Genomic DNA, 12535 nt, shown 5'->3' with positions numbered 1-12535 from the left:
ACGCAGTATTATCGCAAAAAACCCGGTTTCTAAGATCCTAATTAATGATTGTGCCCGTGGCCACCATGATTATGCCCATGATCGCCGTGAGAATGCCCATGATCCCCATGATTATGCCCATGATCCCCATGAGAATGCACGTGATCCCGAACCACCAAATTCGGATTAACCGCGATCGCACTTTCACTCAACAACGCTTCAATTTGAGGATTTGCCCACTCTGCCGCCATTTTCAGGAACTCAGGATGGTCGTTAACACAAGGCAATTTGCGGTAAGTAACTCCTTGACGTTGCTTCTGTAAACCCTCAATAATGTGGTCTACATCTAACAAAGTTTCGTGGTTTTCTGTCGCAAATCCGATCGGCATAAACACGATCGCAGTTGCACCCAAATCAATCAAATTCTTCGCAGCCAACGTCGCATCCGGCTGAGTCCATTCAATCAGCGGCGTGTCATGATTCAGCCAGCCCACCGAAATCAAAGGATAACGATACATCAAACGTTCCCGCACGCGATCGTACAAAGCTTGACTTTCCACAATCCCCGAAGTGAAGCCCTTCGCCTTGTGCGGACAACCGTGATTCATCAGCACAATCCCAATCTGAGAAGGCAAATGTGCTACAGCTAAATCGTTTTTAATTTCCTCTTCAACCAAATCCGCCATTAGCTGGATGTAAGCTGGTTCATCGTAAAAAGAAGGAATATAACGCTGTCCTGTTACCCAATGTTCTTTACCATCAAAGGTTTGTGCTAAAGCATTGTTTACCTGTTCCACAGCAATCCCGCTAGTGAAAACAGAATCAACAACCAACAGCGGATAAATCAGAATTTTGTCAAATCCTTCTGCTTTAATTTGCGGGATTACTTGTTCCGGCAAAAACGGCGCGCAAAAGTTAAAAGCTTTGAACACTTTTACTTTATCGCCCCATTTCTCCTGCAAATTCTGTTCAATCCCCGCCCGTTGTTGTTCAAAAATTGCATTGTGGGGCGACACGAATTTACCGTGTTGGTGACTCCACTCGTGCAAGTCAAAAATTGCCAAAATCTTCGCCAGTGGCGGATAAATCCAATTTGGTACTGGCGCAAACTTTGCCGTCAGTAAGTTTAAAGCTTGTTCGTTGTAATTCGCAAAATCGTCGTAGCTTTCGACTTCGCCGTAACCCATCAGCAAGACGGCTACGCGATCGCTGTTTGCCGGTGCGGCAGATGTTTTGAATTCAATTTTTTCTGGAGAAGCAACCACTTTGTATTCCTCAATTTTATTTATTCTAAGAGATCCAGACAGGATGAAGAGTGGATCTGAGATTTTTGATTGTTGGCGATCGCACGAGTTGCGCGCGCTGGGCTGATTCCCGGTTTCTGCACCGATAATTCCGGGCTAAACCTCTGATTTATCCTAGAAACCGGGTTGATGAGTGTCAGTCGTGAATCGGTTTTTTGGTTCCGACCCGAAACTCGTAGGGTGACTAGAACTAGAATCAGACTTTATTCAGCCTGACAGGGAATGGGGTTAGGGGGGATAAGTTTTATGTTTTCTTAAGACTCTTTCGCCTTGCCTCGGATTCCGCAGGTTTGCAGCGTTCCCAGCGTTTATTTTGGGGGGATATTCTTCAAACTTTGCGCTATCATGAGTTTAATATCCTATCCCCCCGTATGGCATATAATTAGTTATGGTGTACAATAAAGTAAAGTTATGTTAAGCTCTTGATTAATTTTATTGAAGCACAATGAGACTGGTAATTTGCCCCGGAATCCACGACCCAAAACTCACTGATTGTTTCCTAGAGGGACTTTCGGAAGTTTGGGGAAACGTAGAACCTCGGCAAAATATCCAAAGATCTTACTCTGTTAAGATTTTCCCAGCTCATAAACAGCCACCTTTTTCAGCCCTTGACATATTCCACTTTTTGTGCAGTCAAGAGTTGACAGGAGAAAGTCTAGTATTCGTTAGTTTTTCGGCTGGAGTAGCCGGGGCGATCGGGGCTGCGTGGATGTGGCAACAAATCGGCGGGAAAGTCGCTGCATTCATTGCTTTGGACGGTTGGGGAGTACCCCTGGGGGGCAATTTCCCGATTCACCGGATCAGCCACGATAGCTTTACACACTGGAGTTCAGCTATTCTCGGTGGCGGTGAAGACAGTTTTTATGCCGATCGCCCCGTTGAACATTTAGATTTGTGGCGATCGCCCCAAACCGCGCAAGGTTGGCAAATCAGTCAAACAGCCGATCGCATCGAGACGACGAAACCAGCCACCGCAGCAACATTTTTAGTTCACTTATTGAAACAGTACGGAGTCCAATCAGTTGTTTAACTTTAATTTATTATCATCGGCGATCGCATCTACTGCTACTTTTACCGGCATAGAAAATCCTGTATCTTCTTCAGATAGAAGCAAGAGCATTCAGCAGTGGTTGGTATTTGGCGCATCAGCATTTTTAGTCTCAATTCCAGTCTTTGTGCAAGCACCATTAGTGCGTTTGTATCCCACCATCAGTTTGCTATCAACTATCCCCTGGTTCGTACTTAGTTTAATCTTAATTTTCCGCCCAAAAACTCAACTTTGGGGAGACTTATTATTGGGATTTGCCGGATGTTGGCTGGCTGGTTCGATTTATTGGGGCTGGTTTAGATGGGAACCAATTTTGCACTTACCGATAGAAGCAATTGGTTTGCCATTTGCGATTTGGTGTTTGGGTAAATCTTGGGGGAAAGTTGGAGCATATTTTTATTTAGGTTCGTTACTGGGAACCGCTATTACCGACATATATTTTTACTTGACAGGTTTGATGCCTTACTGGAGACAAGTGATGCACGCGGAACCGGAATTGGCTATGCCGATTTTCCAAAGTGCGATCGGGCAAATTGACACTCCTTGGGGTATTGGTTGTGCGATCGTTTTAATTGCTGTACTTTTGACTGTGGGTTTGATCAGTTTGCGCGATCGTCAATTACACTGGCGCGCCTTCAGCGGAGCAGTTTTTAGCACGCTGTTAGTAGATGGTTTATTCTGGTTGGCCGCTTCGGCAGCTTAAGCTTTATGGTTGGTTTCTATGTGTATGATTTTTGACCGCAGATGTGGGCGGATTGACGCAGATTAACGCAGATTTTTGGATAAATGTAGTTTTGAGATTCCTGACTTCTTTAAGAAGTCGGGAATTTGGGTATTTAGTGAACAATTATGAGTTAGAATCTAAAATCTAAAATCTAAAATCAATATCATGTCTTTCATTTCAGTTCGCGGTGTAGAACATTATTACGAGTGGATAACAGCAGACAATAGCGCCCAACCCAGCGGCAAACCAGTTATGGTATTTCTCCACGGCTGGGCTGGCTCAGCCCGCTACTGGGAAAGCACTGCACAGGCGATCGCCAATGACTTTGATTGTTTGCTGTACGATATGAGAGGTTTTGGTCGATCGCCCTTACCGCCATCACCTCCTGAGTCCAGTTACGAGCTCGAAACCTACGCCCGCGACTTAGCCGAATTATTAGAAGCTCTGAATTTAAGCCGCGTCTTTCTCAACGCTCACTCTACAGGAGCATCTATTGCTACTTTATTTCTCAACCTTTACCCCGAAAAAGTAGAAAAAGCCATTCTCACTTGCAGCGGCATTTTTGAATACGATGAGAAAGCCTTCACAACTTTTCATAAATTCGGCGGCTATGTAGTCAAATTTCGCCCGTCTTGGCTGGCTGCTATTCCGTTTGCCGATCGCATCTTTATGGCTCGGTTTTTGCGCCAATCTCTCCCCACAGCCGTCAGTTTAGCATTTCTCAAGGATTTCTTAATGGCAGACGAGGAAGCTGCGATCGGTACAATGGTGACAGCAGTTAGCAAAAGAGCAGCCGAGGAAATGCCCCAGGAATTTGCACGGTTGAGTGTGCCCACACTGCTGGTAGCTGGAGAATTCGATCAAATTATCCCCGCCGCCATGGGAGAACAAGCAGCCTCCCTCAGCAAAAAAGTAGAATTTGTTATAATTCCCAATACAGCTCACTTTCCAATGCTGGAGGATGCCGCAACATATTTGCAGCTAATCCGAGACTTTTTGCCAGCAGCAGCTTAGCTGAGTTATAGTTCATCCAATGTACGATCGGACAAACAAGCTTTTATAGCCGTTTTTGCTCCGATCTTAATTTTTAATTCCTAATTTCTTAAAGCGAAAGGTGGTAATATGAACGACCTCGATCAATACTATAGAGTGCTGGGACTATTACCGGGAGCTTCCCGAGAAGAAATTACTCAAGCTTACAAGGATTTAGCGTTCATTTGGCACCCCGATCGCATCCCTAAAGATAATCCTAGACTACTCCAGAAAGCTGAAGAAAAGATTAAGGAAATTAATCAAGCTCGGGAACAATTGCGATCGATTCAGCCAAGAGGTCAAAATCAGAACACTCAGCATAAAAATACTCAGCACAAACACACCCAGCAACAAAACACCCAGCAACAAAACACCCAGTACAGAAATACTCAGTATCAAAACACCCAGCAACAAAACACCCAGTACAGAAATACTCAGTATCAAAACACCCAACAACAAAATACCCAGCCACAAAACACTCAGTACAGAAACACCCAGCCACCACCAGCAACGCCAAAAGAGCCACGCTACTCTTCCGAACCCTATTCAGGAAAACCTGCTGGTAATTATGCGGGAAATTATGGTGGAAACTATGCTCCAAATCCGACGGGGCCTTATTCCGATGCCTCCCGCTACCAATCGCCACAGCCGCAGCCATCTCAATCTTACCGACAAGCTGCGCCGCAAGCTCCCGATTTGAGCGGTTCCAACTTCAAAGGAGCTTCCTTAAAAGAAAAGGATTTTTCAGGGAGAAACTTGAGCAATGCAAACCTGAGTGAAGCCGACTTAAGCGATACTTTTCTCCACAACATCAACCTCACAGGTGCGAATTTACAAAAAGCTAACTTGTTTAGGGCTAACCTGTTAGGAGCTTGTTTGATTAATGCCAACCTGAGAGAAACCAATTTAATCGGAGCGGATTTGAGCGGTGCAGACTTGAGCGGTGCGGATTTGACGGGTGCTAAAATCGGTTATGGCGATCGCGTCATGGTAAAACTCACAGGAGCTAGATTAACAGGTACAATCTTGCCCGACGGTACCGTACACAGTTAAAGGATTGAGTTTTTCCTCAATTCTGAAGCCAAAAATCTAGTTTCGGCAAATTGTTACTCCCAACTTAGATAGTGTCACCTAAAACAACCCCCATAAAATCGGTTCGTAGTGAGGACTTTAGTCCTCTTCAAATTGAGAGGACTAAAGTCCTCACTACGAACCTATAGCGGTTAAGTTATGTCAAATTATAAGCTGTTCCACATTTAACTTGCACACTTTAGTATTACCTTTATGTTTGAATCTTATCCCGATTTCTTCATCTGCTGCTTGCTCGCAGACAGGTAATACCAACCGATAAAACTCATTAAAGGAAATGGGTTCAAAACTTGAAAGAACAGCATTTCATTGTTTCGATCCAAAAATTTCATAGCTGATGCCAAAAATCCTCTTCGGGACTTACCAGAAAGAATTGGTTGAAAGCCCGCCCGCCTTCGAGAGAGAAATTAAAATCAGACTATTCATTACTCCAATCCTCGGACTTATAGGTAGAGGTCGCTCTCAAACTGTCAACTGTCAACTGTCAACTGTCAACTGTTGAAGCCCTCCGATGGAACAAACCGCGTTTTTTCACGAAAATATTCGCTGGGAATCTTTAATATCGGTAACAAACCCGGTTTCTGGGTTCCCATGCGTAAGTCCTACTTTTTTTGTGATAAAACGTTAGGAATTCGTGGTTGGTGGTAATTCGGTTGTCTCAGATTGAAACAAAAGTTTGCCCTCGCAGGGAACTAAAGTCTGGTAGAAAAACTTTTTACAACGATTGTGTTCATCGGCAATTACTACTCGCGCCTCGTGCCCGGTGCGAAATACCTCAGCGCGATCGCATTCTTCATAGGCAGCAATAATTACAAAATCTCCAGGATCGCACAAATGAGATGCTGCACCGTTGAGACAAATGATACCACTTCCCGGCTCTCCTGGCAACACATAGGTTGACAAGCGGTTCCCATTGCTAACATTCCAAATTTCCACCTCCTGTAAAGGCAGAATTCCCACCTTATCGATCAATTCATTGTCAATGGTGACGCTGCCTACATAATTAACATTTGCATCGGTTACGCGCACTCCATGTAGCTTAGCGTGCATCAGTCTAATTCTAGCCATTGTTTTTTTCCTGTACTGTATATGTCAGTCGATTTTGTATTTTATATTTTAGATTTACTTGCAGCATTAAATCTGGGAGCTTGAACTTGAGTCTCGAATCTAAAATTGAAGAATTTCTACTGTCATATAACCAATAGCAAACAATTCTCTCTAAGAGTAGCTTACTCCATCCTTTCCTTCACAGCACTACCTGGAATACTTCCATGTCATTGTCAAATTCTTGGATTTTCAGACGCTTGAGGGAAGTACCTGCTGGGAATTCTCTCTCAATTGTAACTGTTTTGATTGGGGTTAGTTGTTGCATCGGAATTATTAACGGAAATTAGGAGACGGCAGTGCCGTGTCCCTACGATTAATCACGGTAGGGACACGGCACTGCCGTCTCCTCTATATCATAAGGAGTGCAACCGGAAATGATATGACAAGAGGGAAAACTCATGAAAAATAGATACTGGGTTGGCGCGTGCCTGCCCGTTGGCGAAGCTGCCCTGAAAGGGCTAGGGCTTATGCTTCGTTCCTCTCTTCGGACCATCTTAAGTGAACCGTATTGATCTATAGCCGGCAGCGAATTTTCCATTCCCAAAATCTCCCCCAAGAGATGTACTGCAAGTTGGATCTGACTTTTCACCTTTTTAGGCTTTTGGGGGAGGCTTTTCTCACAATTATTATGTCAAAACTTGGGAAATTGATTGGGTTTGCAAACTAATAATTTTACATACTTAACCATCTTGATTTTTTTTGATTGAACGCTTCCGTGATTGATTATTTCCGGCGACGCAACTTTCGTCCAGCAGCCAGCATAGCACCTCCCGCCATCAAACCTCCGACCGTCATCGGTTCTGGAACTGGCTCAGCTTCTACCGTCTCCACAGAACTGTCTTTAATCAATACAGCCACCGATTTGGGAATTGTATCAGCTTTGATCGTTCCCACAGAACCGCCTTTAATAAATACAGCCGAATCAAAATTACCGTCGCCCACATCTTTCATGCGGATGCTGAGAACATTTGTCTGATTTTGCTTGAGCAAACCCTCAAACCCTAAAACTTTAGTAAAACCGTCTAGCTTAATGATGTTAGCAGCAATACCCATCAAACTTGGGTTGTTAATATAGTCTGAGTGATCTGTAGAGCGATTATTTGGATCGGGAACGAGATTATTAATCGTAACTGTTTTCCCGTCGCTCAATTTTGCCAAATTACGACCATTCAGCAACAGTTCAAAATCGTCATTGTATTCAGAACCGCCGAACTCAGGAAACTCCTCTGAACCAAATACATACTCAAAGAACAATTTTTCAGCAGTGTCGTCAGCAAAAAATCTGAGGTCTAGCTGAGTTAAATCCCCAGATTCGCCCTTTACTCCAAAGTCCGTGTTTAAATCGCTGCCGTTGGTCATTAGGTTATCTTTCCGATTCTGGCCCGGTATATTGGTGACTTTGCCAGTGCTGAGAACAACGCCTGACTGCAAACCAAAAGGGTCATTAATAAAAGTACCAAAGGCAGCCTGATTTCCGGTAATTAAAACAGAGAAATCACTCAATCCTGCTATGTTATTTCCTAACAAATTATTTTTCAAAATCTCAGTGTTATTAGTTGCCCCTACCGAAAATGCCATTACTGGTGATGCCAAAAAGCTCAGAGCAGCAGTCAAGGTAGCTGTTAAGGCAGCAATTTTGTGATAACTTATCATATATTTTTGTTTAAAAGACTAAGATTGTTTAATGTCTAAATTCATTTTTACATTAGATAAGCATCAATGTCTAGTGCCTTTACAATGACTTTACATCTACGTAATTTTACGGCTTGGATGGTTAATATTTTGGGTATTTCTTAGCAATTATTCAATCAATAAACTTCAGGATAAAATACTAATACCAAAATATACGTACACAGACTAATAATTTGAGGAAGTAGGCACAGGATACCCAAGAAACCTGGTTTTTATGAGGTTTACGATCGCCCTTGACAAAAGATTTTGCTAAAATAAAAAACCGGGGTTTTTGGGTAAATCCGCAATTGATATCGAGTGGGGTCGATCGACTCCACCTGATATCAAAACAAATGACTGATGACAAATGACTGATGAGAAAGTTCGCGAGCGGGGACAGCACTAATCACCGATCGCTAAAACCCCCTTGCTTCTCCTTCCCCGCGCGGATCGGCAGCCCCTTCCAACCAACCGTCATCAGTCAGGACGATCGCATTTGCATTTCCCCAGCCGTCACGTTCGACAATCTGGTGTCCCCGCCTGCGTAACTCCTCAAGCGTCCCAGCCTCAAAACCTCCGCGTTCCACCATCAGGCGATCCGGCTGCCACTGATGGTGCACCCGGGGAGCAGACACAGCCTCGCCCACATTCATGTCGTAAACCAACAGGTTGAGGACAATTTGCAAAACCGTGGTAATAATCGTGCTGCCTCCAGGAGCCCCCGCAGCAAGGCGAAATTGGCCATTTTCCGTCACGATAACCGGTGTCATGCTGGATAAAGGAGTTTTAAGAGGGGCGATCGCATTTGCCTCACCGCCCACCAAACCAAACAAATTCGGCACTCCCGGCGCAGCAGCAAAATCATCCATCTCATTGTTGAGCAAAATTCCCGTACCCGCCGCCACAACCCCAGCCCCAAAACCTCCATTCACCGTAAACGTCAAACTAACAACATTGCGCTCTTTGTCAACTACCGTCAGGTGCGTAGTTTCCGGCGACTCGTACACAAAGCGGCTCAAAGTTTTAGCATCAACAGCTTTTACTTCGCTCGAAGGTTTGGCTTTGGAAATTTCGATTTGCGATCGGCGAAATTTCCCATAATTTTTGTTAGTCAGAGCTTTGACAGGTACGCTGACAAAATCTGGATCGCCCAAATATTCGGCCCTGTCAGCATAGGCAATCCTCATCGATTCCGCCAGCAAATGTAGCGCATCCGGGCTTTTCCTTCCCAAACTCTTGAGATCGGTATCGCCTAGAATATTGAGGATTTGCAACAAATGAACGCCACCGGAAGAGGGAGGCGACATCGCGCAAATTTCGTAAGTGCGAAACTTGCCACAAACCGGATTGCGCCAAATCGGCGTATAGTTTTTCAGGTCTTCGAGAGTGATAATGCCACCATTTTTAGCCATGTCGGTGGCGATCGCCCGCGCAATATCTCCGCGATAAAAACTTTGGGGATTTTGTGCAATTTGTCGCAATGTCCGCGCCAAATCTCGCTGCACCAAAACCTCCCCCGGTTGGTATAAAACATCACCACGAGTGAAAATATCCCGTGCCGCCCGATTCTTGTTAATCGCATCCTTTCGTTGCAGAGTAGCCTTTGTGAAGCGGGAACTTACTGGAAAACCCTTTTGGGCAAGGGCGATCGCCGGAGCCACCACCTGCGCCCAAGGTAACTTACCATACTCGCGGTGCACCGTATAAAGTCCAGCCACAGTACCCGGAATGCCCGCCGCCAAATGCCCGTCCAGACTTGCCCGCTTGCGTACCTTACCTTGCTTGTCCAGGTACATATCGCGCGTTGCTCGTTTGGGCGATCGTTCCCGGAAATCCAGCGCTTGCACAGTCCCCGTTTCGGCCCGTCGCAGCAGCAAAAAACCTCCGCCGCCGATACCCGCCGAAAAAGGCTCCACCACCGAAATCGCCAAAGCCGTAGCAGCCGCCGCATCCACCGCATTGCCTCCCTGTTGCAGCACGCTCAGCCCCGCGGCGCTCGCCAGGGGGTGAGCCGAAACTGCCATGACCTGTTTGCTGCGCTGCTGCTGCAAGTTTGGCTGTAGCTGCTGGTGGCACCCACCTAACAGTATTACCGTGATGAAACAAGTATAAATACGCACTTTATTGCTTAACTTTGAAAACATTTCTCCCCGCTTTGTCAGTAGATATTACCGTGATGAAACAAGTATAGATACGCACTTTATTGCTTAACTTTGAAAACATTTCCCCCCGCTCTCTTAGGAGATATTACAGTGACAATTAAATGACATCATCCTAAAGACATAGATTTAATTTCACTTCAGCGAAGAATCATTAACAGCCACAAGTTTACTCAAACTCAAATATGTTCAGTAGGGTAATTGTTAAATACACTACATGGTAATTTAAATGATCAGAAATATTAAGCATTATCAAAAAAACTTATAGCCAAAAGTGTTGCAGCCGAGTGGGAAGAGTGCTACTATGGCTACATTAATTATTAATTTTTTATTAACAAATATTCTGAGCAAAATTTTGGGTTATTTTAAGGCTCAAAGTCCTATCTACTTCAACAGTTGACAGTTGACAGTTGACCGCTTGACAGTTGACAGTTTGAGAGCGACCTCTACCCTTAAGTCAGAGGATTGGAGTAATGAATAGTCTGATTTTAATTTCTCCCGATCGGGGTTACGGCTTTCAACCAATTCTTTCTGGTAATAGGCTGGATCTTTTTTAAAAGTCAGGCCGTAGACCCAACTTTAAAAAAAAGCGCAATCCTTGAACTTAAAAAAACAAAAAGTTTTAGTGAGCAGTTTACCAAACTGTCCGGAGTGTTAGTTAATCGGAATCTATTGAAGCAAACAATCATCTCAAATAAACATCTCCATCAAGCTTTATGAACGCAAACAACATCGGCGCATTCATCCCCGGATTTAATCTCAAAAACATCAAGAATAGAGATATGGGAGGTGCAATCGATAACAAGTTAAACACAGGAAAACTCAAAACTGCGTCGCCCACTATTCTCGCACCCAGGATTGTCAGAAAAGCAGCATCACTTGCCATTAGCACAAATTTTTCCCGCGAAAAAGTTAGCATCATCATGCCGGCATTCAACGCCAAAGACACTATAGGCGAAGCGATCGCCTCCGCACTCCAGGGGACTCACCGGAATATAGAAATCCTAGTGATTGATGACGGTTCCACCGACGGCACCGACAAAATAGTTACTGACATGGCGGGGCAAGATCCGCGAATTAAGTATTACAAAAATCCGAAAAACCTAGGAGCTTACAAATCTAGAAATTTAATGCTCGAAGCAGCAACCGGAAAATTTATCGCATTTTTAGACAGTGACGACACCTGGGAACCAAACAAACTAGAAGAATGTTTGAATCTCCTCAAAAAACACCCAGAAGTTAAATCAGTCGGTCACGCCCTCCGCTATCTCAACAAGGAAGGCGAGAAAGTCAGCTACATTCCCACGTATCCCACAAATCGGGAAGAATTGCAGGATGTTCAAGAAAACGGCGCGCTTCCTTGGGTTTTTCCTACAGCTTTAGTAGTAGAACGAGAAGCTATCCTAGAAATCGGAGGATTTTTAGACGACTGGAAAGTAGGTGCAGATACCGAACTGATGGCCAGACTAGCTCAAAAGCACGGGATGCTAAGCACAAAGATGCCCTTAGGAAACTACCGAGTTTTGGGCAATTCGTTAACCGATAAATATTGGTTTAACAAGCGTCTAGCGATAGACTGCGTTAAAGAAAACCAGCAACGCAGAATTCGCGGTCAATCAGAGTTAACCTTGAGCCAATACCAAGAAATCTTTTTCCAAAATCTGTCGCCGTTAAAAAAACTCAATAAGTTAAGAGAGATTGTGGCAACTCGCTTCATGAGAAAAGCCGGAGAAAGCTGGTTAAATCGTGAGATTTTGCCTACTCTAATTTACGGAATTGCCACAACAGTGCTGAACCCTCAAGCCACTGTACACAAAATTCAGTGGATGAAATATCAGAAGCGATTAAATCAAGAATTTGACTAATTAGCTATTGGGCTGCTACATATAGCCTACCGAACTCTGCCACTTTCTAGCAGTAGCTGAACAGTTAACTGGACTCAGCTAGAGATTCGACTTCTAGGGTAGATAATAGCCGCCTGTTTGTTGACAACTCGACTGGTGGACAATCTCTGCATCAGTCGAGTTGTTAATAAAAATTGGTTCTTTGCATAGGCCCTCTAAAATGCGATCGCCCTGACAAAAGCCCTCAAAGGATTGAACAGAGGGGAATTCGCCAAAAAAATTAGCTGTCAAATCGGCTGCGATACCCATATTGAGGGTTTTCCCCCCGCTAGGCTGATCCCACTCAGGCTTCCAGCCTGTTATATTGGCTATAGGTAAATAAGCGCAGTACGGCTGTATAAATCAACAGCCTAGCTACTAAGTAGCGGAAAACACGGCTAAAATCCAAATTTTCCCACTATTCCCTAGCCAACTCTGTTTCTGCTACACAAAACTTAGCTAAACTTTCTCAAGTCTCACTATTCAATCAAGATTGCTCTTGAAGGGTCTGCTTCCTGCTTCACCCAAGGGAGTCGGCT

At 44.4% G+C, this 12535-nt stretch carries 12 protein-coding genes; 6 read left to right on the top strand and 6 right to left on the bottom strand.

Features of this window, described 5'->3' with window-relative positions; all coding sequences use genetic code 11:
* Positions 1–41: 41 nt before the first annotated feature.
* On the bottom strand, positions 42–1244 hold the full coding sequence (locus JGK16_RS15875) for a ferrochelatase (protein WP_293179356.1): 1203 nt from the start codon (positions 1242–1244) through the stop codon (positions 42–44).
* Between the two features lie 484 nt (positions 1245–1728).
* Here JGK16_RS15875 and JGK16_RS15870 point away from each other — a divergent pair, with 484 nt between their 5' ends.
* The 5 genes from JGK16_RS15870 to JGK16_RS15850 all read left to right on the top strand — a co-directional run bounded on the left by JGK16_RS15870 (position 1729) and on the right by JGK16_RS15850 (position 5678).
* Complete coding sequence (locus tag JGK16_RS15870; protein ID WP_293179353.1) at positions 1729–2313, top strand: hypothetical protein; 585 nt, start codon at positions 1729–1731, stop codon at positions 2311–2313.
* A complete protein-coding gene (locus JGK16_RS15865; RefSeq protein WP_293179350.1) occupies positions 2306–3034 on the top strand; it encodes a DUF3120 domain-containing protein in 729 nt (242 codons plus the stop codon). The genes JGK16_RS15870 and JGK16_RS15865 overlap by 8 nt, the downstream gene beginning before the upstream one ends.
* A gap of 186 nt (positions 3035–3220) precedes the next feature.
* Positions 3221–4069 (top strand): alpha/beta hydrolase, encoded by an 849-nt coding sequence (locus JGK16_RS15860; RefSeq protein WP_293179348.1) that lies wholly within the window; start codon positions 3221–3223, stop codon positions 4067–4069.
* A 108-nt stretch (positions 4070–4177) separates the two neighbouring features.
* Positions 4178–5140, top strand: coding sequence for a pentapeptide repeat-containing protein (locus JGK16_RS15855; protein WP_293191300.1), 963 nt, complete (start codon positions 4178–4180; stop codon positions 5138–5140).
* Between the two features lie 373 nt (positions 5141–5513).
* Positions 5514–5678, top strand: a complete 165-nt coding sequence (locus tag JGK16_RS15850) for a hypothetical protein (RefSeq protein ID WP_293203258.1) — start codon at positions 5514–5516, stop codon at positions 5676–5678.
* A 122-nt stretch (positions 5679–5800) separates the two neighbouring features.
* Here the strand turns inward: JGK16_RS15850 and panD are convergent, their stop codons facing one another.
* The 4 genes from panD to ggt all read right to left on the bottom strand — a co-directional run bounded on the left by panD (position 5801) and on the right by ggt (position 10098).
* Complete coding sequence (gene panD / locus JGK16_RS15845) at positions 5801–6244, bottom strand: aspartate 1-decarboxylase (RefSeq protein WP_293179342.1); 444 nt, start codon at positions 6242–6244, stop codon at positions 5801–5803.
* Between the two features lie 178 nt (positions 6245–6422).
* A complete protein-coding gene (locus JGK16_RS15840) occupies positions 6423–6548 on the bottom strand; it encodes a hypothetical protein (RefSeq protein WP_293203255.1) in 126 nt (41 codons plus the stop codon).
* A gap of 458 nt (positions 6549–7006) precedes the next feature.
* Positions 7007–7936, bottom strand: a complete 930-nt coding sequence (locus tag JGK16_RS15835) for a choice-of-anchor L domain-containing protein (RefSeq protein ID WP_293191296.1) — start codon at positions 7934–7936, stop codon at positions 7007–7009.
* 434 nt (positions 7937–8370) lie between these two features.
* Entirely contained in the window at positions 8371–10098 is a 1728-nt protein-coding gene (gene ggt / locus JGK16_RS15830) for a gamma-glutamyltransferase (protein ID WP_293191294.1), read from the bottom strand.
* A gap of 731 nt (positions 10099–10829) precedes the next feature.
* On the opposite strand from ggt, the gene JGK16_RS15825 reads away from it, so the two are divergent.
* Complete coding sequence (locus tag JGK16_RS15825; protein ID WP_293179334.1) at positions 10830–11978, top strand: glycosyltransferase family 2 protein; 1149 nt, start codon at positions 10830–10832, stop codon at positions 11976–11978.
* Positions 11979–12071: 93 nt separating this feature from the next.
* Here JGK16_RS15825 and JGK16_RS15820 read toward each other — a convergent pair whose 3' ends face one another.
* Complete coding sequence (locus tag JGK16_RS15820; protein ID WP_293179331.1) at positions 12072–12266, bottom strand: hypothetical protein; 195 nt, start codon at positions 12264–12266, stop codon at positions 12072–12074.
* Positions 12267–12535: the final 269 nt, after the last annotated feature.

It is taken from the genome of Microcoleus sp. PH2017_09_SFU_O_A, from assembly GCF_020738625.1.
Lineage (GTDB): Bacteria > Cyanobacteriota > Cyanobacteriia > Cyanobacteriales > Microcoleaceae > Microcoleus.
The sequence above is the reverse complement of the archived record's forward strand: the minus strand, read 5'-3'. Positions and strand labels throughout refer to the sequence as shown.

What these genes read in the sequence shown, in the direction of transcription:
- JGK16_RS15870 (WP_293179353.1), top strand. Translation starts at nt 1,729, where the DNA reads ATGAGACTGGTAATTTGCCCCGGAATCCACGACCCAAAACTCACTGAT.
- JGK16_RS15860 (WP_293179348.1), top strand. Translation starts at nt 3,221, where the DNA reads ATGTCTTTCATTTCAGTTCGCGGTGTAGAACATTATTACGAGTGGATA.
- JGK16_RS15855 (WP_293191300.1), top strand. Translation starts at nt 4,178, where the DNA reads ATGAACGACCTCGATCAATACTATAGAGTGCTGGGACTATTACCGGGA.
- JGK16_RS15850 (WP_293203258.1), top strand. Translation starts at nt 5,514, where the DNA reads ATGCCAAAAATCCTCTTCGGGACTTACCAGAAAGAATTGGTTGAAAGC.
- panD (WP_293179342.1), bottom strand. Translation starts at nt 6,244, where the DNA reads ATGGCTAGAATTAGACTGATGCACGCTAAGCTACATGGAGTGCGCGTA.
- JGK16_RS15840 (WP_293203255.1), bottom strand. Translation starts at nt 6,548, where the DNA reads ATGCAACAACTAACCCCAATCAAAACAGTTACAATTGAGAGAGAATTC.
- JGK16_RS15835 (WP_293191296.1), bottom strand. Translation starts at nt 7,936, where the DNA reads ATGATAAGTTATCACAAAATTGCTGCCTTAACAGCTACCTTGACTGCT.
- ggt (WP_293191294.1), bottom strand. Translation starts at nt 10,098, where the DNA reads ATGTTTTCAAAGTTAAGCAATAAAGTGCGTATTTATACTTGTTTCATC.
- JGK16_RS15825 (WP_293179334.1), top strand. Translation starts at nt 10,830, where the DNA reads ATGAACGCAAACAACATCGGCGCATTCATCCCCGGATTTAATCTCAAA.
- JGK16_RS15820 (WP_293179331.1), bottom strand. Translation starts at nt 12,266, where the DNA reads ATGGGTATCGCAGCCGATTTGACAGCTAATTTTTTTGGCGAATTCCCC.